The sequence below is a fragment of the Clostridium paridis genome (assembly GCF_016765615.1).
Classification (GTDB): domain Bacteria; phylum Bacillota; class Clostridia; order Clostridiales; family Clostridiaceae; genus Clostridium_T; species Clostridium_T paridis.
This window is the reverse complement of record NZ_JAESWA010000022.1, coordinates 329816-353592: the sequence shown is the minus strand read 5'-3', so window position 1 is coordinate 353592 and position 23777 is coordinate 329816. Positions and strand designations below refer to the sequence as shown.

The 23777-nt window shown below is 30.0% G+C and carries 23 protein-coding genes and 1 other annotated feature; of the genes, 16 read left to right on the top strand and 7 right to left on the bottom strand.

Features of this window, described 5'->3' with window-relative positions; all coding sequences use genetic code 11:
• Positions 1–11: 11 nt before the first annotated feature.
• The 5 genes from JK634_RS09435 (at position 12) to JK634_RS09415 (ending at position 4621) form a co-directional block, all read left to right on the top strand.
• Entirely contained in the window at positions 12–578 is a 567-nt protein-coding gene (locus JK634_RS09435; protein WP_202767398.1) for a GNAT family N-acetyltransferase, read from the top strand.
• A complete protein-coding gene (locus JK634_RS09430) occupies positions 578–1111 on the top strand; it encodes a DUF7010 family protein (RefSeq protein ID WP_202767397.1) in 534 nt (177 codons plus the stop codon). The genes JK634_RS09435 and JK634_RS09430 overlap by 1 nt, the downstream gene beginning before the upstream one ends.
• Positions 1112–1145: 34 nt before the next feature.
• On the top strand, positions 1146–2417 hold the full coding sequence (locus tag JK634_RS09425) for a replication-associated recombination protein A (protein ID WP_202767396.1): 1272 nt from the start codon (positions 1146–1148) through the stop codon (positions 2415–2417).
• Positions 2418–2561: 144 nt separating this feature from the next.
• A complete protein-coding gene (locus JK634_RS09420) occupies positions 2562–3251 on the top strand; it encodes a response regulator transcription factor (protein WP_202767395.1) in 690 nt (229 codons plus the stop codon).
• Positions 3251–4621: an ATP-binding protein gene (locus JK634_RS09415; protein WP_202767394.1), complete on the top strand. Its 1371-nt coding sequence runs from the start codon at positions 3251–3253 to the stop codon at positions 4619–4621. The genes JK634_RS09420 and JK634_RS09415 overlap by 1 nt, the downstream gene beginning before the upstream one ends.
• A gap of 49 nt (positions 4622–4670) precedes the next feature.
• Here JK634_RS09415 and JK634_RS09410 read toward each other — a convergent pair whose 3' ends face one another.
• Complete coding sequence (locus JK634_RS09410; protein WP_202767393.1) at positions 4671–5129, bottom strand: hypothetical protein; 459 nt, start codon at positions 5127–5129, stop codon at positions 4671–4673.
• 164 nt (positions 5130–5293) lie between these two features.
• On the opposite strand from JK634_RS09410, the gene JK634_RS09405 reads away from it, so the two are divergent.
• The gene (locus JK634_RS09405; protein WP_202767392.1) at positions 5294–6208 is read left to right on the top strand and encodes a DMT family transporter; all 915 of its coding nucleotides are present in this window, start codon (positions 5294–5296) and stop codon (positions 6206–6208) included.
• 40 nt (positions 6209–6248) lie between these two features.
• On the opposite strand, the gene JK634_RS09400 is transcribed toward JK634_RS09405, so the two are convergent.
• The 5 genes from JK634_RS09400 to JK634_RS09380 all read right to left on the bottom strand — a co-directional run bounded on the left by JK634_RS09400 (position 6249) and on the right by JK634_RS09380 (position 12444).
• Positions 6249–8063, bottom strand: a complete 1815-nt coding sequence (locus tag JK634_RS09400) for an urease accessory protein UreH domain-containing protein (RefSeq protein WP_202767391.1) — start codon at positions 8061–8063, stop codon at positions 6249–6251.
• 223 nt (positions 8064–8286) lie between these two features.
• On the bottom strand, positions 8287–8850 hold the full coding sequence (locus JK634_RS09395; protein WP_202767390.1) for a TlpA family protein disulfide reductase: 564 nt from the start codon (positions 8848–8850) through the stop codon (positions 8287–8289).
• 140 nt (positions 8851–8990) lie between these two features.
• Positions 8991–9695: a cytochrome c biogenesis CcdA family protein gene (locus JK634_RS09390; protein WP_202767389.1), complete on the bottom strand. Its 705-nt coding sequence runs from the start codon at positions 9693–9695 to the stop codon at positions 8991–8993.
• 650 nt (positions 9696–10345) lie between these two features.
• Positions 10346–11731, bottom strand: a complete 1386-nt coding sequence (locus tag JK634_RS09385) for an ATP-binding protein (RefSeq protein WP_202767388.1) — start codon at positions 11729–11731, stop codon at positions 10346–10348.
• Positions 11731–12444: a response regulator transcription factor gene (locus JK634_RS09380; protein WP_202767387.1), complete on the bottom strand. Its 714-nt coding sequence runs from the start codon at positions 12442–12444 to the stop codon at positions 11731–11733. Before JK634_RS09380 ends, JK634_RS09385 begins: the two co-directional genes overlap by 1 nt.
• Positions 12445–12603: 159 nt before the next feature.
• On the opposite strand from JK634_RS09380, the gene JK634_RS09375 reads away from it, so the two are divergent.
• The gene (locus JK634_RS09375) at positions 12604–12888 is read left to right on the top strand and encodes a hypothetical protein (protein ID WP_202767386.1); all 285 of its coding nucleotides are present in this window, start codon (positions 12604–12606) and stop codon (positions 12886–12888) included.
• A gap of 59 nt (positions 12889–12947) precedes the next feature.
• Here the strand turns inward: JK634_RS09375 and JK634_RS09370 are convergent, their stop codons facing one another.
• Positions 12948–13190, bottom strand: a complete 243-nt coding sequence (locus JK634_RS09370) for a hypothetical protein (protein WP_202767385.1) — start codon at positions 13188–13190, stop codon at positions 12948–12950.
• Between the two features lie 99 nt (positions 13191–13289).
• Here JK634_RS09370 and JK634_RS09365 point away from each other — a divergent pair, with 99 nt between their 5' ends.
• The 9 genes from JK634_RS09365 (at position 13290) to alaS (ending at position 23693) form a co-directional block, all read left to right on the top strand.
• On the top strand, positions 13290–14177 hold the full coding sequence (locus JK634_RS09365) for an SPL family radical SAM protein (protein ID WP_202767384.1): 888 nt from the start codon (positions 13290–13292) through the stop codon (positions 14175–14177).
• A gap of 119 nt (positions 14178–14296) precedes the next feature.
• A complete protein-coding gene (locus JK634_RS09360) occupies positions 14297–15805 on the top strand; it encodes an MBL fold metallo-hydrolase RNA specificity domain-containing protein (protein WP_202767383.1) in 1509 nt (502 codons plus the stop codon).
• Between the two features lie 158 nt (positions 15806–15963).
• The gene (locus tag JK634_RS09355; RefSeq protein ID WP_202767382.1) at positions 15964–16407 is read left to right on the top strand and encodes an RrF2 family transcriptional regulator; all 444 of its coding nucleotides are present in this window, start codon (positions 15964–15966) and stop codon (positions 16405–16407) included.
• An 11-nt stretch (positions 16408–16418) separates the two neighbouring features.
• On the top strand, positions 16419–17603 hold the full coding sequence (gene nifS / locus JK634_RS09350; protein ID WP_202767381.1) for a cysteine desulfurase NifS: 1185 nt from the start codon (positions 16419–16421) through the stop codon (positions 17601–17603).
• Position 17604: 1 nt separating this feature from the next.
• Positions 17605–18033, top strand: coding sequence for a Fe-S cluster assembly scaffold protein NifU (gene nifU / locus JK634_RS09345; RefSeq protein ID WP_202767380.1), 429 nt, complete (start codon positions 17605–17607; stop codon positions 18031–18033).
• 20 nt (positions 18034–18053) lie between these two features.
• Positions 18054–19130, top strand: coding sequence for a tRNA 2-thiouridine(34) synthase MnmA (mnmA, locus tag JK634_RS09340; RefSeq protein ID WP_202767379.1), 1077 nt, complete (start codon positions 18054–18056; stop codon positions 19128–19130).
• A 115-nt stretch (positions 19131–19245) separates the two neighbouring features.
• Positions 19246–19734, top strand: coding sequence for a PRC-barrel domain-containing protein (locus JK634_RS09335; protein WP_202767378.1), 489 nt, complete (start codon positions 19246–19248; stop codon positions 19732–19734).
• Positions 19727–20755 carry an AI-2E family transporter gene (locus JK634_RS09330; RefSeq protein ID WP_202767377.1) on the top strand — a complete coding sequence of 343 codons (1029 nt, stop codon included), beginning with the start codon at positions 19727–19729 and terminating at the stop codon, positions 20753–20755. The genes JK634_RS09335 and JK634_RS09330 overlap by 8 nt, the downstream gene beginning before the upstream one ends.
• A 56-nt stretch (positions 20756–20811) precedes the next feature.
• Positions 20812–20987, top strand: a binding site (T-box leader).
• A gap of 63 nt (positions 20988–21050) precedes the next feature.
• Complete coding sequence (gene alaS / locus JK634_RS09325; protein ID WP_202767376.1) at positions 21051–23693, top strand: alanine--tRNA ligase; 2643 nt, start codon at positions 21051–21053, stop codon at positions 23691–23693.
• Positions 23694–23777: the final 84 nt, after the last annotated feature.

The window sequence follows — 23777 nt, the reverse complement described above, 5'->3', positions numbered from 1 at the left end:
ATAGAAATATTATGATAAAGCTAGAAACAGAAAGGTTAATAATAAGAGATCATATAGGAGAGGATATTAATTCATTACATGGTCTGATTTCTAATAATGAAGCTATGCATTATTTACCTGAAATTAGAACTAACACATTAGATGAATCTAAGGAAAATCTGTATGAAGCAATTAAGGAGGCAAATTTAGAAAACAGAACTAAGTTTTTCTTTGGGATAATAATTAAAGAAACAAATGAGTATGTTGGAGAGATGGGATATACAGTAATAATAGATTCTGAAGAGGGGAAAGTAGTTAACTTAGGGTATTTTATATTACCTAAGTTTTGGGGAAAAGGATTTGTAACAGAAGCAGCTAGAGAAGTTATAAGTTATGCCTTTAGCCAAGAAGATATAATTAAAATTGAAACTGGATGCATAGCAGAAAATGTAGGTTCTGAAAAAGTGATGAAAAAATTAGGAATGATTAAGGAAGGTGAATTTAAACAACATATACTGTTAAATTCTAAACTCTTAGATAGAGTAGAATACAGATTATTAAAGAAAGAATGGTTTAAATTATATAGGGGGTATACTTGATGAATTTAGAAGAATTAAGAGATGATTGCAGTAAGAAGCAGAAAAAGGGATTACATTTTATTATTGCATCTGTTGTTATTTGGGGTGCAGTTTTATTTGTCCATTTATCTAGCTTACCAATTTTAACGAAAAATCTATTAACCTTTTGTTGTACAGCACCGCTTTTACCCTTAGCATTTTTTGTTTCAAAGATTATTAAAGTAGACTTTGAAAATAAAGATAATCCACTAACCAATTTAGGGGTTTTATTTTCATTGAATCAAATACTATATTTACTTATAGCTATGTGGGTTTACCCAACAGTTCCTGAGAAAATGTTAATGGTAATAGCAATGATATTTGGTGCACATTTACTTCCCTATAGCTGGTTATATAAATCAAAAAGTTATATGATATTTTCTATAATAATCCCTATTCTTGCATTAATTATAGGAAATAATTTTCCTCCATATATTTTGGCTGCAATTATGATTATAGTTGAACTATTATTTAGTATTTCTTTAGTTGCCGAAAATAAAAGATTTGATTTATAATTTACTTAACAAGATAAAGAAATGAGGAGTTTTGATGTATAAACCTTTAGCTGACAAGGTTAGACCTAGGAAAATAGATGAAGTCTTTGGACAAAAGCACATACTTGGAGAAGGTAAAATTTTAAGTAGAATAATTAAAAGCAATAGAATTTCTAATATGATATTTTACGGACCACCTGGAGTAGGGAAAACTACTGTAGCAAATATCATAGCTGAAACTTCAAATAGAAGATTTTATAAGTTAAATGCTACAAATGCCTCATTAAAGGATATTCAAGAAATCGTAGCAGACTTAGATACTTTAATGGGTACGTCTGGGGTAGTATTATATCTAGATGAGATTCAAAACTTTAACAAGAAACAGCAACAGTCTTTATTAGAGTTTATAGAGGATGGAAGAATAACATTAATTGCATCTACTACAGAGAATCCATTTCATTATATCTTCAAGGCGATATTAAGTAGAAGTACAATTTTTGAATTCAAGCCCCTAGATAAAGGGGATATAATTGAAGCATTAAAAAGAGCTAGAGTACTTGCAGAAGAAGATTACCATGGAGTTAAAATAGAAATTACAGATGAAGCTTATGAATTTTTAGGAGATTCATCAAATGGAGATGTAAGAAAAGCTATTAATGGATTAGAAGTAGCTCTTTATTCAACTAATCCAGATCGTGAAGGAAGAATACTAATTGATAGGGAAGTAGCAGCTGATTCCGTTCAAAAGAAAATATTAAATTATGATATTAATGGAGATTCTCACTATGATATTTTAAGTGCATTTCAAAAATCTATTCGTGGAAGTGATCCTGATGCAGCTATTCATTATCTAGCTAGATTAGTTAAGGCTGGGGATTTAATCTCTATATGTAGAAGACTAATGGTTATTGCAGCAGAAGATATTGGTTTAGCTTATCCACAAGGTATCTCTATAGTTAAGGCTTGTGTTGATAGTGCTCAAATGCTTGGTTTTCCAGAAGCAAGAATTCCTCTAGCAGAAGCTACAATTTTACTTGCAACTGCCCCAAAATCTAATTCAGCAGTTATGGCGATTGGAAGAGCACTAGAGGATTTAGATAATGTAGAAGTAGGGGATGTACCTATTCATTTAAAAGATGCTCATTATGCAGGAGCGGCATCCTTAGGAAGAGGAATAGAGTATAAGTATCCTCATAGCTACCCTAATCATTATATAGAGCAGCAATACTTACCTGACAGTTTGAAAGATGCAAAGTATTATGAAGCTGGTGAAAACAAATTTGAAGGAAGTATTAAAAAATACTGGGATGTTATAAAGAAAGAATAATTAGTTTAAGTCACTAAGGTATACATAAATATCCTAGTGACTTATTTTAGTATAGGATGTAATATTATTTGAAATCTTCACAATATCTTTAAATGTTATTGGTATAATAAATATTATTCCTAGAAATTTTGAGGTGGAAATTAAATGAATAATATTTTAATTATAGAGGATGAAGAAAAAGTATCAGAAGTGTTAAAAGCATATTTGGAGAAGGATGGCTATAGGGTTTATTGCGTGCCTAGTGGGATTAAGGGACTTGAGTTATTTAAAACTATAGACTTTAAACTTATAATATTAGATTTAATGCTTCCAGATATAAGCGGAGAAGAAATATGTAAGAAAATAAGAGAAGAATCTCAAGTATATATATTTATGCTTACAGCTAAGGGCGAATTGAATCAAAAAATTGAGGGGTTAAATATAGGGGCAGATGAATATTTAGTTAAACCTTTTAGCCCTAGAGAATTAACAGCAAGAGTAAATGCACTTTTTAGAAGGCTTTCATCAGGAAATGAAGAATCAACAAGCTTATGTTTTAATGATGGCAATTTAAGCATTGATTATGAAAAAAGATCTGTAAAGATAAAAGGAGAAGAGGTATCTTTCACTCCTAATGAGTTCGATATATTATATTCATTAGCAATAAACAAAGGAAAAGTTTTAACAAGAGAACAATTAATTGATAAAATAGGTGGAGAAGATTTTGATGGTTATGATAGAACCATTGACGTTCACATAAAAAATATACGTAAGAAAATAGAAGAAGATACTAAAAAACCTAGGTATATCATCACGGTGATGAAAGTAGGTTATAAATTTGGTGGTGAAAATTAGTGCAGAGTATAAGAAAAAGATTAAGTATTTTGTTTGTTATTTGTTCAATAATAGCAATTTTACTTATTATAACCTTCGTAAATATTACCATAAATAAAAAGTTTAATGATTATATGGTAGATACTCAAAATAAGAGATATCAGAGAATTGTATCTTATTTTGAAGAGATATATAAAAGAGACGGTAAGTGGGATGAAAGCTCTGGGGTTGAATTAATGCATGAAGCCTATATGGGTAATTATTGCTTAACCTTACTTGATAGTAATGAAAAGACCATATGGGGTATGAATGCAAATGATATAAAAAACAATATACATTTAAGTTCAATGCCAACTCAAAATAGCGGAGTATACACAACAAATAGATTTGAAATTAAAGTTCAGAATAAAGTTGTTGGTTATGTAGATATAGGACAATACTCATCCATATTATTATCTGAAGAGGATTTAAACTTTAAAGATTCCATAAACAAAAGTATGATTTCTAGCGGAATTTTAACATTAGTAATTATTATAGTAATTAGTCTTTATTTTTCGAAACAATTTTCTAACCCAATAAAACAAGTTGCGAATATGTCTGTTAGATTATCAAAGGGGAAATTTGATAAAGTTTCAAGTGTAAAGAGCAATATTGAGGAATTAGAGAATCTTAGAGAAAGTGTTAATGTTCTAGCTGAAAAGTTAAAGAATCAAGATATGCTTAGAAGGAGATTAGTATCGGATATATCACATGAAATAAGAACTCCCCTTAATGTATTACAAAATAATTTAGAAGCGATGATTGATGGGGTTTTTCCAGTATCTACCGAAAGACTTAATTATTTAAATGATGAAGTAGTGAGATTTGGAAGATTACTAAACAATTTAAATGTTCTAAAGGAATTTGAGTCAGAAAGTATTAAGTGTAATTTCCAAAAGATAGATTTAGATGACATAGTAAAAAGTGTTTATGAAGATTTTTATATGGCTGCAGTAAATAAAAATATTACATTTAATTATTACATAAAGACAGAACAGAACTATATTTTAACAGGTGATAAGGACAAACTTAAACAGGTATTTATAAATATAATATCAAATGCAATTAAGTTTACTAAGGAAGATGGACATATAGCTATTGATATGTATTCAGATAACAAAAATATTGTAGTAGAAATTCAGGATAATGGTGTTGGTATTAAGAATGAGGATTTACCATTTATATTTGAAAGATTATATAGAGGCGATAAAAGTAGGCACGAAACTGAGGGAAGTGGCTTAGGACTTACTATTGTAAAAAATATACTTGATCTTCACATGGCGACGATTGAAGCCCAAAGCGAAGAGGGTAAAGGAACTAAATTTATCATATCATTTACCAAAGATTTATAAAAAAGTGTTGTAAAGAGCTAATAAAATATGCTTTTTACAACACTTTTTTTTATAGAACTTTTGCTTCGTTAAGTGCTAGAGAATCTTTTGTTTCAGCATTTGAACTGGTTTGTTGATTTTGCAATGCAGTTTGAAGTAAGCTTTCCATCAATTGCATTGAACTATCATTAGAACCAGACATTCCTGAGTCATCACTACTATCTCCGTAGCTGTCATCACTAGAGTTAGAATTCTGCATTGATAACATCATTAACATAAGTTTCTGAGGATTAATAGCTAAATTATTAACTCCACTAGTTGAGCCATTTGCTTGAGTAGTGCTAGTGTTTTCTAGAGAAGAACCAGTAGTGTTATTTTGTTTTGCTTGATTGTTATATGTATTCTCTAATAGCATTTCTTCAAGTAAATTTTGAAATGATGAACTGGAATCACTGACACTTGAATCTGAATTACCTAAATTCATAAGTCCTTGTAATTGGTTTAATTGTGACACTTGATTTACTTGCATTCTTTACCTCCTTTACTAAATATTTAAGTAATAAAAACTACAATAGTATATTAGTTAGCAATCTAATTTTAATTGAAAAATGTGACAGTATTATGTCAGCAAAATTTTTGGTTTTATGATATAGTTTTTATGTTGACTTATATAGTGAAAGGACTTGAGTAATCTTGGAAAATAAAAGAAATTATACAGATTGGAAGCTTGTAGGATGTATAGCAACTGTATGTTGTATATTATGGGGAAGTGCTTATCCAGGGGTAAAAAGTGGATATATATTTTTTAATATTGCTACAAGTGATATTGCTTCAAAATATGTTTTTGCTGGATATAGATTTACAATTTCGGGTGTGATTTTACTTATTATCTCTGGAATGTTTGGGAAAAAAGTGTTCAAGCTCTCAAAAGAGAATATTAAGGGATTGATTATACTTTCAATACTTCAAACTATGTTACAGTACATATTTTTCTATGTGGGAGTTGCAAATACTACTGGAGTTAAAAGTGCAATACTTAATGCAACTGGTACATTTTTTAGTGTCATATTGGCTCATTATATTTATAAGGATGATAAATTAAGTAAGGGAAAGATAATAGGTTGCCTTGTGGGCTTTATAGGAGTGATGATTGTTAACTTTAGTTCGAGTTTACTAGATTTTTCTTTTAGTTTTATGGGAGAAGGATTTATTGTTATATCAGCATTTGTATCTTCAGTAGCTGCTATTTATGCTAAAAAGCTCACAAAAGAGCTAGACGTAATAGTTGTAACAGGGTATAGCCTTTTTATTGGAGGGCTAATGCTAATATCATTAGGGGCAGCTTTTGGAGGAAGAGTTTATCACTTTACATTGGAATCTTCATCATTATTACTTTATCTAGCTTTATTATCCTCAATAGCATTTTCTTTATGGAACTTATTATTAAAATATAACAAGGTTGGTAAGGTATCTATTTACAACTTTTTAACTCCAGTTTTTGGCGCATTATTTTCATCAATTTTCTTAGGAGAAAATATATTTGAGGTTAAGAATGTAATTGCACTTATTTTAGTGTGTTTAGGTATATGGAGTGTAAATAGAACATAAAAGCAAGCAGAAACTAGACTAGTTTTTGCTTGCTTAATTTTTAGAAATATTTATTTCTTATTTGATCAGTATCTGCTGACTTTAAATCATTAGTAACTTCAATTACACCTAAGATAACATTATCTTTTACAATTGCAAAAGGGCCGATTTCTTTAGAGTTAAACTCGATTTCATTTTTCCCTTTTTTGCCGGTAAAGGAGCTAACTTTATCTCCAGTTTGTGCATTTAAAATTTCATATTCACCATCAGCATTATTAAAAGCACTTAAGTCAAAGGAGATTTTTGTTTTTGAGGTATTACCTGTCACAATAATTAGTGGTTCAAGACTCTTTTCTTTACCTGTAAATGTAGCAGTTTGATAATCTCCAACTACAGTGGCTTTTTTTACTATGTTTTCAGTTGGAACATTTGTAATTTCAGTACCATTAAAGTCAAATTGTTTTCTAGGGCCAGATGAACCATCAGCCACAGGACCTGCGCAGCAGCTAGGACCAGTACTTGCAGGAGGAATAGAAGGATCTGATTTTGAAGTATCAACTGTATCTAATTTATCAACAACTTTTATAACACCTCGTATCATCCCCATCCAACAGCTAAAGTTTATATCTTTATCTCCAGGGGTAAACTCTATAACATTTTCTCCACTTTTTAATTTCTTCTCAACATTTAGAGCCTGAGCTACAACTTGGTTATTACATGAGTTGATTTGCTTTCCATCAATGACCCATTTAACTGGGATATTTTTCTGAACATAAAAGGCATTTGGAGTATAACCATTATTGTCAGCAGTCATTTTTATAACTTGAACTCCATCCTGTAAAGTAGCTTTAGCTACGTTTGAATTAGTACTACCAGAACTAGCTAATAGAGTATTTGAGTCTTTGTTAAGTGCAGTTAGTGGATTAAGATTAATACCAGCTAAAGTGAAACCTCTATTTCCCATAATAAGACCAAGTACTATAATTAAGACTCCACTAAGCTTAAGAATCTTTTTAGTATATCCCTTGCTTAAAAGTCCTGACAAAGCTCCAAAAGTGAGCATAAGAGGTACAGTTCCTAAAGAAAAAACAAACATTGATAGGGCACCTTTAAAGGCACTTCCAGTACCTAGTGCAAATAGTTGCATGGTTTGAAGTGGACCACAAGGCATAAGTCCGTTTAAAAGTCCAACTATAAATGGAGAACCAGATTTATTTTTAACTTTACAAGCTACACTAGGTAATTTGATATTAAATCTTCTAAAAATACTGAAGCCAGCCATATTAAAGCCCATCATTATCATAAAGACACCGGCTACTATTTGCATTATTGCTTTAGTAGTAATGGAAAGAGAAAAAACTGAGCCAAGAGCTCCTATTATTCCTCCTAGGATAGTATAGGAAACAACTCTTCCTCCATTATATAAAAGTGCGGGAATAGTGGCTTGAAGCTTACTTTTATTTTCCTTGAGTAAGCTTTGTGATAGCATTATACCTCCACACATACCAACGCAGTGAATAGAAGTAAGTATACCAACAACAAAAAGTACTGCATATGAAGCATTAGCAAGCTTAGCCTCCATATCAAAACCACTAGTTCTAAAACCAAGTAATATTATGGCTGCTACAATAATAAGTATCCCTATAAATTTATAATCATTTGAACTTTCTGTACTATACCCTGCCTTTTTAATTGCAGCTTTTATTTTACTCAGATTGCACAGTTCATCATCATAGTTAATCTCAGCAAACTGTTTACTATAATTTGCTTTTACATATGAAACCCCATCTAATTTCATAACAGCTTTCTCAACTCTATTCTCACAAGATGAACAGGTCATTTCATATACCTTAATTTTCTCACGTCTAATACTCATAAAATCCTCCTAATTACTAAGCTCTAAAGAACTATCTTTATAAAACTTACATAATACTGTAATAAGTATATAAAAAAGTTGTGTAGTAAATATGAAGATATCTATCTATAATCTTAAAAATTCCTCATTGTGCAGGATAAAACTTTACTACTTAAGAGGTTCGTCCCTAGAAAGTTTTATCCAAAAGAATGAACTGGAATTTTAAGATTATAGAGGAAGATAATTATTCTTTCATTGAAGCTACATAATTTTTCATTTCTTGAAGATTCATTTCTCCAACCTTTTTTTGAACTATAGCCCCTTCTTTATTTATAAAAAAGGAGGTTGGAATGGAGGAAATATCATATTTAACAGCTACATCTTGATTAGAATCTAGTAGTACTTGAAATTTATAATTATTTTTATCCATAAATGATTTTACAGTTTCTTTATCTTCACCTAAATTTACAGCTAAGATAACTAAATCTGAATTCTTATTTTCTTCATATAGTTTTTCAAGATCTGGCATTTCGGCTTTACAAGGAGGGCACCAAGTTGCCCAGAAGTTAATAAGTACATTCTTTCCTTTAAAATCATTTAAGGATACTTCTTTGCCATTCATATCTTTTAATTTAAAATCTAAAGCTTTATCTTTAGAAAGTATTTTAGAAGTATTACTATTTTGTACAGTAGATGCGTTATTAGGAGACTCTATATTAGTGTTTTTATTTTTATTGTAATTCGTAACAGTATATATGCTTATACTAAATATTAAGATAATAGCTAAATAGAAAAAAACTTTCTTCATGACATACTCCTTTGGACGACTAATTTTGAAAATATATATTTAAATTATTACCAAGTTACAGGGTTTTAAGTTTAACTAATAACTTATATATAAAGAATAAATTAAGTTTCCTATAAAAAACCCTATAATAACTATAGTTTTTAGAGATTGATAAAGCTTGAATATTTGTTAAGTATATTAAACTTATTTGTAAACATTAAAACCCCAATTACTATGAGTAGTACACCACTTATAAACGTAATAATGGGCATTAATTTTAATATTTTATTCTTGTATTTAATAAATTTATCTAACGCCATAGATGTAAGTAAGAATGGAATAGCTAATCCACTTGAATAAGATATTAAAAGTAAAATACCCTTAGAGAGTGTGCTTTCACTGCCAGAATATATTAGTATAGATGATAAAATTGGGCCAATACATGGTGTCCATCCAAAAGCAAAGGACATTCCCATAATAATAGAACCAAACTTTTTACTTATATTGTCGATATTCAAATAACGTTTTTCGGAATAAAGAATCTTAATTTTAATTATCCCTATAGTATGAAGCCCAAAAATTATTATAATTAGACCACCTATTTTTCTAAAAATATTACTATTACTAATTAAAATATTGCCAATTGAAGTAGCAGAAGCGCCCATTATAATAAATATAAGTGAAAAGCCAGAAACGAATCCTAAAGCATTATAAAACGAAGATACTTTAGAGTTTATATAATTGGTCTCTTTAATAGTCGAGCTTGTTAAGTAGCTTATATATGCTGGAACGAGTGGAAGAACACAAGGAGATAAAAAAGATAATAATCCAGCTGAAAAGGCTAAAATAAAAGTAATGTTATTCAAGTTTTAAATACCTCCATAAATATCAGAATAGATGTATCTTTAAGTATACAATAGGAATGTGTAGAAAATATATAGGAAAAGCAACTTGCACATGGAATTTACAGATATTTGAAATTGAGTTTTATAGGTTATATAATAGATTATATAGGCAGTGGCAAAATAAATCATATAATGAAATTATAAAACCTAATTATTTTAAAGGAGTTTTTGTATGCAATTAATACTTCATATATCAATGATTATTGCTTATATTATCGGTGGGTGTATAGTTGTGTTGCCACTTGTTATATGGCATGCTCATACACATTCGTATATTTGTAAACGCTGTGGATACAAGTTTTCTATTTCTACATTTAAAGATTTAATAAGCCCTCACAGATTGTTAAAATGCCCTAAATGCAATAAATGGGCTTGGCAAAAGGAAGTAAAAAATTCAAAGTACCATTGATATCTTAAAAAGATGAATTATATAGATAGAAAATAAGCTTGGGTGGAAGTCCCAAGCTTATTTTTTAAACGTAAATATTCATAAGGGTAAAACTAAAATAATTAATCATTAAAGGGGAATGATTAATTGTCTTACAGATTTATAATACTCAAAAGATATAAAGAATATGTGAAGAAAATTCGTGTTCACAATTATTTAAAATTTACTCACTAGGAAAAACAAGCGTAAAAGTAGTTCCATTTCCTTCCTTACTTTCTACAGAAACTTTCCCTCCATGTGCTTCAACTAATGCTTTTGTGATTGTAAGTCCTATTCCAGAACCACCAGTATTTTTAGCTCTTGAAATATCACTTCTATAAAACCGTTCAAATATATGGGGTAGATCTTTTTCGGATATTCCTATACCATTATCTATAATTTGAATAATAATATTATCTTTAACTTTATCAAGAATAACCTTAACTAGGCCGTCCTTTTTTAGGTATCTAAAGGAGTTTGAAAGCAAGTTAGTCATGATTTGTGTAAACTTATCACTATCTACATATGCAAAAATATCTGGTGACAGGGTACTAACTAATGCGTAGTTTTCTTTATTATACATTGGAGTAAAAGAATCAATTATTTTTTCAAGTTCTTTTGATAAATTAACTCTGCTTATATTTAATTTAAGATTTTCTTGCTCATATTTTGATAAGTTACGGAGGTTATCAACTAATTTAGTTAGTCGTTCTATTTCATTATAGAAAGCATTAAATCTTTCTGGAGTTGGTTCCCATATACCATCAATAAATGCTTCAATATGAGTCTTTAGAGTAGTAAGTGGAGTTCTAAGTTCGTGTGAAATATCAGATGTAAGTCTTTTTCTGAGCATCTCTTGATGACTTAAGGTTTCAGCTAAATAATTTATTGAATTGGAAAGGTCATTTATTTCTTTAGTATTAGTATTGGTTTGAGAACGTATATCCAAATTACCTTCTCTCATGTTATTAGCAATATCAGTTATATTTTTTATAGGTTTAGAAATTCCTTTAGAAATTATCACACTTATTATTAGGGCAAAGATTAATGCAATAAAGCCAGATAATAAAAATGAATGATTTAAAGCACTTATAAAGTCCACAGAACCAGAAGTAATAAATGAAGTTCCAAAGTAACCTATTGTTATACTTCCAACATTTTTGCTATTTACAGTTAAGGGATATTTATTTTCTGTATAATCATTTAAATTCATCCCAGAGAAATTATTCATAATAGAGCCCATCATATTCTTCATTCTGCCATTGCCTTTTAAGTAGTTACTTCCTGAAGAGTATAAAATATTATCATTTAAGTCTTTTACTTCAATAAACATCGTTTGAAGCTCAGCATATCGTTGAATTTCACCTTTGTTTTTAATAGTATTTTGATCTGTATATAAGCCTTCTATCATTTTTATCGCTTCATTTTCTTTAGTTTTATGCTCATCAATTAGATACTCTTGAAATTTTCTACTAACAAAATAATTAGATATAAAACTTGTTAATACAATTGAACCTAAAATTGCTATTACTATAGCAATAGAAAGCTTTTTCATTAAGGATATTTTCATTATTTCACCTCACTAGAATTTGGGGAGAATTTATATCCCATTCCGTAAACAGTAATTATGTATCTTGGATCTTTTTGATTTAATTCTATTTTTTGACGAATGTTTTTGACATAAGTATCTACTGTTCTATCATAACCTTCATAATCTACACCAAAAGCTTTTTGAACTAATTGTTCTCTTGAAAATATTTGATTAGGATGGGAGAGTAAAGTTAGTAAAACTTTAAATTCATTAGTAGTTAATGTTATAGGCAACCCTTGCTTTCTAACTAACATTTTTTTTATATCAACTTCTAAATCCCCATTGTCAAAGGTTAAAATATCAGCCATAGGTAGTTCGTCTCTATAGGATCTTCTAAGTAGAGCTCTTACCCTAACAACTAACTCACGTACACTGAAGGGTTTGGTAATATAATCGTCTGCACCAATAGATATTCCTTCAATCTTCTCGTCCTCATCTACCTTTGCGGTAAGCATGATTATGGGAACATTAGAAGTTGCTCTTATTTTATTACATACTTCTTCACCAGTGATTTTGGGAAGCATTAAGTCTAAAATAATAAGATGAAAGTTTTCCCTATTAAACAAATTAAGAGCTTCTTCACCATCAATTGCAGTAAATACTTCAAAATTCTCTTTTTTCAAATAAGCTTTTACTACATCTATAATATTCTGTTCATCATCTACAACTAATATTTTAAAATTATCAACCAAAAGTATCACCTCAAATTCTTATTATAATTTATTATAAAAATTAAATATGAAGGAAATGTGGAGAAAAAATGTAACTTATAAATTCTTCATAAGTTCTTTATATAAAAAAGTTAAAATGTAATTGCTTAATGTAGAGAATAAATTTGGAGGGATAAAAATATGAAACATAATCATAACCATAGTCCATTAAAACACATGCTCCATATGGTTCTATGTTGTGGACTACCTATAATCATTATAGGATTATTACCAATTATATCAAGGATTAGCCCAGATGCTTCTTTGCTAATTTCAAGGATAGTTCCATTTATATGTCCAATAATGATGATTTCAATGATGTTCATGATGATGGGTGGAAATAAAAAGAAAGATTGCTGTTCTAGCAAGGAAAATGCAAATAACAATGAAATAGTAGAGTTAAAAGAGAAAATTGAAGTAGAATAGTGTAAAGTATATCCCCTTATGATTTATTGTAGTCACAAGGGGATTATCTATATAATCTATTATTTTCTTTTTTTAGCTTTTGGCTTTATTACTTGTTTATTAGCATTTGCTTTCTTTTTAGCTTGTAATTTTAGAGTTACTATTTGACTAGCTAACATTACTACAAAAAATAATATACCAGTTAAAGCTATCTCTAGATTAGAGTAAGTAGCTTTTAAGGTAAACTTCATAAAACCAATAAAAATCAAAGTTCCTATTAGGCAAGTTACTATGGATCTTTTGTATGAAATTTCATTTTTCATTATTGTGTCTCCTTTAATAAATATATAAAATTATAATTACAATTTATTATATAAGTAAAATATATATATTCCAAGAAAATATTATAAAAAGGTGAATTTATGAAAATAAAAGAAGTAAAGGCTAAAAGTTTATTAATTAAAGTAGGAAGTCCTGAAAATTGGTTCGGGAATGTTTATAATATGAATATTTATAGAGGATGTCAACATGGATGTATCTATTGTGATTCTAGAAGTCAATGTTATCATGTTGAAAATTTTGATGATGAGGTTATTATAAAATCTAACGTTCTAGAATTATTAAAGAAAGAACTTTCATCAAAGAAGTTAGTTGGAACTATAGGAACTGGAGCAATGAGTGATCCTTATATTCCTCTTGAAAAGAAATATAACTTAACTGGAGAAGCTTTAAAGATAATTGAATATTATAAATTTCCTGTGACAGTTATTACAAAGAGCTCTTTGATATTAAAGGATATAGATGCCTTGAAAGGAATAAATAAAAACACTCAAGCAACGGTAGGAATCACAATTACAACTGTAAATGAAAAGCTTGCAAGAATTATTGAACCTAAGGCACCATCCCCATTAGAACGTTTGGAAGCTTTAAAGAAACTATCCATGGAAGGAATTTATGCAGGTGTATTAATGATGCCTATTTTACCATATATAAATGATTCAGAGGATAATGTAAGGGAGATAATAGAGGCCTCAAATAGAGCGGGAGCAAAGTTTATTATACCTATGTTTGGTGTAACCTTAAGAGATGCTCAAAGAGTATATTTCTATAATAAGTTAGATAGTAATTTTAAAGATTTGAAACAGAGATATATTAAAGCGTATGGAGAGAATTATGTGTGTATGAGTAAAAGTACAAAGGAATTATGGAACTTAACTAAAAGATTATGTGGTGAATATGATATTGTTTCTAATATGAGGGATTTAAAAGTGTATAAACCAGATGAATATGTTCAAACTTCATTATTTTAGATTATTAATCTATGAAGCAGAATATATGGTAGCATAAGGACTTAAGTAGAATTTATCAGAAAATTCTGATATAATAATTATATACAATATTAAAATTCTTGCATAAGGGAGGAATCATTATGAAATTAGATTTTTATGGCGCAGCAGGTTGTGTTACAGGTTCATCTCATTTACTTAAGGTTAAAGATAAAAGAATTTTACTTGATTGTGGAATGTATCAAGGTAAGGATGAGAAGGAAAAGGATAATAATACTTTTAACTTCATTCCAAAAGATATAGATTATTTAATTCTATCTCATGCTCATATAGACCACAGTGGAAGGATACCGCTATTATATAAGCAAGGCTTTAAAGGGAGAATAATAGCAACGGAAGCTACAAAAGATTTATGTGAAGTTATGCTTGAGGACAGTGGGCATATTCAGGAAATGGAGACTGAATGGGTAAATAGAAAAAGAATGAGAAAAGGACAAGCATCCTTAGAACCTTTATATACAGCTAAAATGGCGAAGCTTTCTATGTATTTGTTTGAAGGATATCCTTATGACAAATGGATTGAGTTGTTTGATGGATTTAAATTCAGATTTAGAGATGCTGGACATTTATTAGGTTCTGCAATTATAGAAATGTTAATTGATGAAGATGGCAAAGAAACCAAATTAGTATACTCAGGAGATTTGGGGAATAAAGATATGCCAATTCTTAGAGATCCAACTATTGTTGAAAATGCTGATTATGTAATTATAGAAAGTACATATGGAAATAAGCTTCATGGAGTATTTAAAAATGACTTGAAGCAATTAGTAAATATTATTGATGAGACCTTCAAAAGGGGCGGAAATGTAATAATACCTTCCTTTGCTGTAGGGAGAACCCAAGAAGTATTATATGCATTAAACAGTTATGTGGAAAATAAAGAACTTAAAAATGTAAAAGTATATGTAGATAGCCCACTTGCAATTGAAGCTACAGAAATATTTGATTATCATTCAAACGATTTTGATGAGGATACACAAGTCCTAATAGAAAAAGGAGATGATCCTTTTGAATTTGAAGGATTGATTTTCTCAAAGTCAACTGAAGAATCTTTGGAAGTTAATAAAATAAAAAAAGGAGCTGTTATAATATCTGCTAGCGGTATGTGTGAAGCTGGTAGAATTAAACATCATTTAAAACATAACCTATGGAGAAATGAATCCTCAGTGGTTTTTGTGGGATATCAAGCAGAAGGGACATTAGGAAGAGCTATAGTAGATGGTGCAGAAAAGGTTAAAATTTTTGGAGAAGAAATAGCAGTAAATGCTAAAATTTATAACTTAGAAGGGCTTTCTGGACATGCTGATAGAAATGGTCTTGTGAGCTGGTTAGAGGGCTTTAAGGAAAAACCTAAAGCAATACTTTTAGTTCACGGAGAAAAAGAATCTCAAGAAAGCTTTAATAAGTTATTAAGAGATAAAGGATATAATTCCTTTATTATGAAGCATGGAGAGACTTTTAAACCTGGACAAGAGAAGGAAGAAAGTTTAGTTAAAAATAAAATAATAAATTTATTAGATTCAATAAAAGATTTAGATTCAATTGAAGTAGATTTATTGCTAGAAAAAATTAAAGAAGAATTGAATAGTTAGGTTAAAAGAGGCGAAAGATGTTTGTGAAAGTATCTCTCGCCTCTTGGTTTTAGAGGATTATTTTAACTTACTTATTTATTGTTGACAATAAAGGTCTGCTTTGCTATTATAAATAAAGTAAAGTTTATCGATTTAGTCGGCTTTAAGGAGTGATCAATTTGAAACTATCTACTAAAGGTAGATATGGAGTTAAGGCAATGGTGGATTTAGCAATTAATTATGGCTCTCAGCCAGTGTCAATTAAGGCTATATCTCAAAGACAAAATATTTCAGAATATTATTTGGAACAGCTATTTTCCCCATTAAGAAAAGCAAAGCTAATTAAAAGTATTAGAGGGGCTCAAGGTGGGTATGTACTAAATAGAGATCCTAAAGACATTAAAGTATTAGATATTATGGATGTCTTAGAAGGACCTGTAGAAATAGCTGAATGTATCGAAGGTGCAACTTGTGACAATTTAGATTGTTGTGCCACTAGATTATTATGGAAGAAAATAAAAGAATCATTAGATGAAGTAATGGAATCAGTAACACTACAAGATATAGTAAATGATTATAAAAGTATGAATACTAAAAATTCTCAAATAAAGATAAAAGAATAGGAGAGAGAGCAATGAATAAAACAGTTTATATGGATTATTCCGCAACAACTTATGTTAAACCAGAAGTTTTAGAAGAGATGATGCCATTTTTTACTGAAAGTTTCGGTAACCCATCATCATTCTATGCAATTTCAAGAGACACAAAAAGAGCAGTGGACAAAGCAAGAGACAGAATTGCAAAAGTTTTAAATGCTGATTCAGCAGAGGTTTATTTTACTGGAGGCGGATCTGAAGCAGATAACTGGGCAATAAAAGGAGTTGCTTTTGCTCATAGAAACAAAGGAAATCATATTATAACTACAAAGATAGAACATCACGCTGTACTACATACATGCGAATGGCTTGAAAAGTTAGGTTATGAAATTACTTATTTAGATGTTAATGAAGAAGGATTCATAAACACAGATGAACTAAAGGATGCAATCAAAGATACTACAATTTTAGTTTCTGTTATGTTTGCAAATAATGAAATTGGAACAATTCAACCAATAAAAGAAATAGGTGAAATATGCCGTGAGAAAAAGGTATTATTCCACACTGATGCAGTTCAAGCAATTGGAAATCAAGTAATTGATGTTAAAGACATGAAGATAGATTTATTATCTCTTGCAGGACATAAGTTCTACGGTCCTAAGGGTGTTGGCGCACTTTATATAAGAAAAGGTATTAAAATCGAGAACTTAATTCACGGTGGTGGTCAAGAAAGAGGTAGAAGAGCTGGTACAGAAAATATTGCAGGCGCAGTTGGCCTTGGAAAAGCAATAGAATTAGCTTATGAAAACCTAGAAGAGCACAATAAAAAGCTTGTAGCTTTAAGAGATAAATTAATAGATGGATTATTAAAAATTCCTTACACAAAGCTTAATGGACCAAAAGGGGATAAGAGACTTCCTGGTAATGTAAATGTTGGCTTTGAATTTATTGAAGGTGAATCAATTTTACTTTCACTAGACTTTGAAGGAGTATGCGCTTCTTCAGGTAGTGCATGTACTTCAGGATCATTAGACCCATCACATGTACTTTTATCAATTGGCCTTCCTCATGAAAAGGCACATGGATCATTAAGATTATCTCTTGGAGATAATAACACAGAAGAAGAAGTTGATTATGTTTTAGAGGTTTTACCTCCAATAATAGAAAGATTAAGAAATATGTCTCCATTATGGGAAGACTTTTTAAAGAAGGGAGAAAAATAATATGATATACAGTGATAAAGTTATGGACCATTTTAGAAACCCAAGAAATGTAGGTGAAATTGAAGACGCCAATGGTGTTGGAGAAGTTGGAAATGCAAAATGTGGAGATATAATGAAAATATATCTTAAGATAGAAGATAATGTTATAAAGGATGCTAAGTTTAAGACTTTTGGTTGCGGTTCTGCAATTGCATCTTCTTCTATGGCAACTGAATTAATAGTTGGTAAAAGCTTAGAAGAAGCATGGGAGCTTACAAATAAAGCAGTTGCTGAAGCTTTAGATGGACTTCCTCCAGTAAAAATGCACTGTTCTGTATTAGCTGAAGAAGCTATACATAAGGCTATAAATGACTACAGAATAAATGCAGGTTTAGAAGCTTGGGATTATGAAGAACATGATGATATTCATGATCAAGTTCACGGCGAATAATTTATAACGGGTGAAATTTAATGAATAAAAAAGTTGTTATAGGTATGAGCGGCGGAGTAGATTCTTCTGTCGCTGCATATCTTTTAAAAGAGGCTGGTTACGACGTTATAGGAGTAACTATGCAAATATGGCAAGAAGATAAGGAATATGAAGAAAGAGAAGGGGGATGCTGTTCCCTTTCTGCAGTTGATGATGCTAGAAGAGTAGCTGATAAAATAGGAATACCTTTTTATGTGCTTAATTTTAGAGATTCTTTTAAAGAGAAAGTTATAGACTACTTTGTAGATGAGTATCTTGAAGGAAAAACTCCTAATCCTTGTATAGCATGCAATAAGCATTTAAAGTTTGATGAGTTATTAAGAAAAGCTCAAGGTATTGGAGCTGATTATGTTGCAACTGGTCATTATGCTAAAATCGAAGAAAGAGATGGAAGATTCCAGCTTATAAGAAGTGATGATAGTAGAAAAGATCAAACCTATGCTTTATATAACTTGACTCAAGAACAACTTTCACATACGCTTATGCCATGTGGTGAATATACAAAAGATAGAATAAGAGAAATTGCTAAAGAAATTGGGCTTGCAGTTCATAATAAAAAGGATAGTGAAGAAATTTGCTTTATTCCAGATAATAATCATGGAAGATATATAACAATTGCAAAGCCAGGGCAAGTTAAAGAAGGAAACTTCATTGATAAGGAAGGAAATATACTAGGAAGACATAAGGGGATTGTATACTATACAATAGGTCAAAGGAAGGGCTTAGGGATAGCATTAGGAAGACCTGTATTTGTTACTGATATAAATCCAATGACGAATGAAGTAGTTTTAGGACCAGAAGAAGATATATTTAAGACTGATTTAATTGCAAAAGAAGTTAATTTTATATCTATTGATAAGCTAAATGGACCTTTAGAAGTAGAAGCAAAGGTAAGATACTCAGGTAAACCTGCTAAAGCTATCATTTCTCCATATGGAGAAGATAAAGTTAAGGTAAGCTTTGAGGAAAAGCAAAGAGCGATTACTAAAGGTCAGTCTGTAGTATTCTATAGTGGAGACATTGTAGTAGGTGGCGGGGTAATAGAAGGGTTAGTATAATATAAAGATAGATTTATTTAGAGATGGTTATTTAACCATCTCTTTTTGCTATATTAAGAATTAATATTAATTAGAAATTAGGAAACACTATAAAAAAATACAGGAGGATTATTTGTTGAAAAGAAATAAAGATTTTATTGGACTTAGTGTTTTTCAAGCAAATAGCAAAAAGATAGGAATAGTTGTTGATATATTAATCGATTTTTATAATAGTAAAATTACGGGCTTTAGAATGAACTCAACTAATTTTTTCTCAAAAAAGACATTTGTAGATATAAAAGATATTATAACAGTCAAAGACAAAGTAATAATCTCAAAAATCTCTGAAGAAAAAGGAATTCCATTTTCTGAACTTAAGGATATGGATGTAATAGATAAAGAAGGATTAATGATTGGGGTTGTTGAGGATATTGTTGTTGATGAACTTGATTTTGCAATTAAAGGGGTTATTATAAGTTCAGGATTATTTGATAAAATCTTAAGAGGAAAGAGAGTGCTGTTAATGGATAGAGCAATATTAGGAGATAAACAGGTGCTTTCTCTAGAAAAAGAAAATATATATTTTAAATCATTACCACATAAGATGGTAGATAGCCATGAATAAATTAATCAAAAGTAAGTGGTTCAAATGGCTTATAACCTTTATAGCAATAGCTTTATTTGTAGTTATTTATAGAAAGGTTGAGATTATACGAGAGACTTTAAGCGTAATTTTAATATCATTTATAATAGCATATTCATTAAAACCATTAAAAAATAAAATCCTTGAAAGAGTAAGTATAAATCCAAGATTTTTATCAGCACTATTAATTCTATTTACAATAGGTCTAATAGTAGGAAGTTTTGCGCTCCTTATTCCATCCTTAATGAAGGAAAGTATAGATGTAGAAGGTATCATTAGTAGTATATCAGGCTTTATTCTGTCGATAATGAAAAAAATAAAAAGTATCAACAATGAAACCCTTGATATAATCATTATACATATGCAAGAAAAAATAAATATTTGGTTAATTAATCTTTCATCAAGTTTTTTTGACATGATAGTAAAGTTATGGGAAAATGCAATTTCCATGGCAGTAATACCTGTTGTAAGCTATTATTTTTTAGCTGATGGAGAAAAGTTACTTAATAAATCATTGCTTGTATTGCCAACCGAAAAAAGAACTGTTATAAAAATAATAAGTAAAGATATAGATAATGTTTTAGGTAGATATATTTTTTCTCAGATAATATTATCATTGATTGTAATTATATTTACCTTTATTGGCTTAATTGTTTTAAAAGTTAAATTCCCACTATGGCTTTCGCTTATAAATGGAATAGCTAATATAATTCCATACTTTGGACCTTTACTTGGATGGATACCGGCTTTATTTATAGCGTTAATTTCGTCTCCTACAAAGGCCATAGAGACTGCTTTTTTATACATGTTTATACAACAAATTGAAGGGGATATTATTTCACCGAAGATTACTGGGGATTCAGTTAATATGCATCCTTTAGGGATAATAATATTACTACTAATCGGGGAAAAAATTGGTGGAATAGTTGGAATGGTATTAGCGATACCTATTGGTGTAATTATTAAGGTAATATATGAGGACATTAACTATTATATATTTTAATTACTTATATATTGACAAAATATTCTTCTTCACATATAATTCAAAATAGAAATTTATATTAAGTGATGAAGAGAATTAGTAAAGTTGAAGCTTGTATTCAGAGAGGAAGTGGAGTAGGTGTGAACTTCTTACAAATCAATTTGAAGCTGTCTTGGAGCTTATCTTGTTAAGTGATGCTTATTAATAGCATAATTAGGGTGGTACCGCGGAAGTATAGGCTTTCGTCCCTTTCTTTAGGGATGAAGCCTTTTTTTTATTTTTTAAGCTAAACAATGTATTAACGGAGGTAAGAGATATGAAGAAAATGGGTGCAAATGAGTTAAGAGAAGCATATTTAAGTTTTTTTGAAAGTAAAGATCATTTAAGATTAGAAAGTTTTCCACTAGTTCCTAAGAATGATAAAAGTTTATTATTAATAAATGCTGGTATGGCACCATTAAAGCCATATTTTACAGGACTTCAAGAGCCACCAAGAAAAAGAATAACAACTTGTCAGAAATGTATAAGAACTGGTGATATAGAGAACGTAGGAAAAACATCAAGACATGGTACTTTCTTTGAGATGCTTGGAAACTTCTCTTTTGGAGATTATTTTAAAGAAGAGATAATTCCTTGGGCATGGGAATTTATTACTCAAACATTAGATATCCCTAAGGATAAATTATACGTTACTATATATTTAGAAGATGATGAAGCTTTTGATATTTGGACATCAAAAACAGATGTAGATCCATCAAGAATCTTCAGATTAGGTAAAGATGATAACTTTTGGGAAATAGGGGTAGGTCCATGTGGTCCTTGTACTGAAATTCATTTCGATAGAGGAAACGGAGAAAAGGTAAACACAGTTGAAGAATTCCTAGCTGCAGCTGATGATGATAGAATAGTTGAGTTCTGGAATTTAGTATTTACCCAATTCGATAAAGACGAAGAAGGAAACTATAATAAACTTGCTAATCCTAATATAGACACAGGAATGGGTCTAGAAAGAATCGCAACAATTATGCAAGGTGTAAATAATATATTTGAGATAGATACTGTAAGAAGCATTTTAAACAAGGTATGTGAAGTAACTAATTCAAAGTATGATGAAGATAAAAATAAAGATACTTCAATAAGAATAATCACAGATCACGTTAAGAGCGTTACCATGCTTATTTCAGATGGTGTTTTACCTTCTAATGAAGGAAGAGGATATGTCCTTAGAAGACTTCTTAGAAGAGCTGCTAGACATGGAAGACTTCTAGGTGCTAAAGACATATTCTTAATTGATATAGTTGATACTGTAATTGAAAATTACGGTCCAGCATATCCTCAATTAGTTGAGAAAAAAGATTATATTAAGAAAATAATTTTATTAGAAGAACAAAGATTTAATGAAACTATTGATTCAGGAATGGAAATTTTAAAGTCATATATAGATGAGATGGAAGCAAAGAATGAAAAGACTTTATTAGGAGAAAAAGCTTTCAAGTTATATGATACTTTTGGATTCCCACTGGAGTTAACTTTAGAAATATTAGAAGAAAAAAATCTATTAGTTGATTTAGAAGGCTTTAATAAAGCCATGGAACATCAAAGAGTTTCTGCTAGAGAAGCAAGAGGCGAAAGTACTTACATGGGATCAGACGAAAAGCCTATAAACAAGATAGATGCTTCAATAGAAACTGAATTTAATGGATATAAAACACTTGAGTTAGAAGCTAAGGCAGTTGTTTTAGCAGATGATAGTGAATTTAGAAATTCAATATTAGCAGGAGAAAAAGGATATTTAGTAACTGAACTTACTCCATTCTATGCAGAAATGGGTGGGCAAGTAGGCGATAAAGGATCAATCTTTAATGATAAATTTACTGGGATAGTATATGACACTAAAAAGAATGTTGGTGGAAAAACTATTCATTATATTAAAGTAAATGAAGGAGAATTATCATTAAATGATAAGCTAACTCTTAAAGTAGATGCTAGAAGAAGAAATGATATTTGTAAGAACCATACAGCTACTCATATGCTTCACGAAGCTCTAAGAGAAACTTTAGGAGAACATGTTTCTCAATCAGGATCTTATGTTGATAGTGAAAGATTAAGATTTGACTTTACACACTTCCAAGGATTAACTAAAGAAGAAATTGAAAAAGTTGAAGCTATAGTAAACGAAAAGATAATGGAAGTATTTGAAGTTAATACAAATCTAATGACTATAGAAGAAGCTAAAGAATCTGGAGCAATGGCTCTATTCGATGATAAATATGGGAATGAGGTTAGAGTTGTATCAATAGGTCAATTCTCAAAAGAATTATGTGGTGGAACTCACGTTAGAAATTCTGGAGAGATAGGTCTATTTAAGATTTTATCAGAAGCAGGAGTTGCTGCAGGTGTTAGAAGAATAGAAGCTTTAACTGGTTTTAATGCATTAAAATTTGTTGAAGATAAAAATAATTTGTTAAGAGAAACAGCAAGTATATTAAAGTGTAATGAAAAAGATATTACAGCTAAGATAAGCACATTATCCCACGAACTTAAAGAAAAAGAAAAAGAAGTTCAAGAACTTAAAGCTAAGTTAGCATCAGGAGCAGAAGAAGATATATTAAAGGCAGTTAAAGATATAAATGGAGTAAGTGTAATAGCTTATGGTTTATCCGAAGTAGATGGCAATGCTTTAAGAGATTTAGCTGATAAAATAAGAAATAAGATTTCCTTAGGAGTAGTTGTATTAGGAAGTACTCATGGTGATAAGGTTAATTTTGTAGCAATGGCTACAAAGAATTCTATAGAAAAAGGAATTCACTGTGGAAAGATAATTAAGGAAGTTGCAACCGTTGCTGGAGGCGGTGGTGGTGGAAGACCAGACATGGCTCAAGCAGGTGGAAAAGACCCAGCTAAATTAACAGAAGCAATTGATAAAGTATACCAAGTAGTTGAAAATTTAGTAAAATAGTATACATTTATCATTAATTCAGTTATAATTTAATTAAATGATGGGAATATTTATATATGTGTTAGTGTAATATTGTGCGAAGGG

Excerpts from the sequence above, each read along its gene's own strand:
- JK634_RS09420 (WP_202767395.1), top strand. The coding sequence starts at position 2,562 with ATGAATAATATTTTAATTATAGAGGATGAAGAAAAAGTATCAGAAGTG.
- JK634_RS09410 (WP_202767393.1), bottom strand. The coding sequence starts at position 5,129 with ATGCAAGTAAATCAAGTGTCACAATTAAACCAATTACAAGGACTTATG.
- nifU (WP_202767380.1), top strand. The coding sequence starts at position 17,605 with ATGATATACAGTGATAAAGTTATGGACCATTTTAGAAACCCAAGAAAT.
- alaS (WP_202767376.1), top strand. The coding sequence starts at position 21,051 with ATGAAGAAAATGGGTGCAAATGAGTTAAGAGAAGCATATTTAAGTTTT.
- JK634_RS09425 (WP_202767396.1), top strand. The coding sequence starts at position 1,146 with ATGTATAAACCTTTAGCTGACAAGGTTAGACCTAGGAAAATAGATGAA.
- JK634_RS09330 (WP_202767377.1), top strand. The coding sequence starts at position 19,727 with ATGAATAAATTAATCAAAAGTAAGTGGTTCAAATGGCTTATAACCTTT.
- JK634_RS09430 (WP_202767397.1), top strand. The coding sequence starts at position 578 with ATGAATTTAGAAGAATTAAGAGATGATTGCAGTAAGAAGCAGAAAAAG.
- JK634_RS09370 (WP_202767385.1), bottom strand. The coding sequence starts at position 13,190 with ATGAAAAATGAAATTTCATACAAAAGATCCATAGTAACTTGCCTAATA.
- JK634_RS09375 (WP_202767386.1), top strand. The coding sequence starts at position 12,604 with ATGAAACATAATCATAACCATAGTCCATTAAAACACATGCTCCATATG.
- nifS (WP_202767381.1), top strand. The coding sequence starts at position 16,419 with ATGAATAAAACAGTTTATATGGATTATTCCGCAACAACTTATGTTAAA.
- JK634_RS09360 (WP_202767383.1), top strand. The coding sequence starts at position 14,297 with ATGAAATTAGATTTTTATGGCGCAGCAGGTTGTGTTACAGGTTCATCT.
- mnmA (WP_202767379.1), top strand. The coding sequence starts at position 18,054 with ATGAATAAAAAAGTTGTTATAGGTATGAGCGGCGGAGTAGATTCTTCT.
- JK634_RS09385 (WP_202767388.1), bottom strand. The coding sequence starts at position 11,731 with ATGAAAATATCCTTAATGAAAAAGCTTTCTATTGCTATAGTAATAGCA.
- JK634_RS09395 (WP_202767390.1), bottom strand. The coding sequence starts at position 8,850 with ATGAAGAAAGTTTTTTTCTATTTAGCTATTATCTTAATATTTAGTATA.
- JK634_RS09365 (WP_202767384.1), top strand. The coding sequence starts at position 13,290 with ATGAAAATAAAAGAAGTAAAGGCTAAAAGTTTATTAATTAAAGTAGGA.
- JK634_RS09435 (WP_202767398.1), top strand. The coding sequence starts at position 12 with ATGATAAAGCTAGAAACAGAAAGGTTAATAATAAGAGATCATATAGGA.
- JK634_RS09400 (WP_202767391.1), bottom strand. The coding sequence starts at position 8,063 with ATGAGTATTAGACGTGAGAAAATTAAGGTATATGAAATGACCTGTTCA.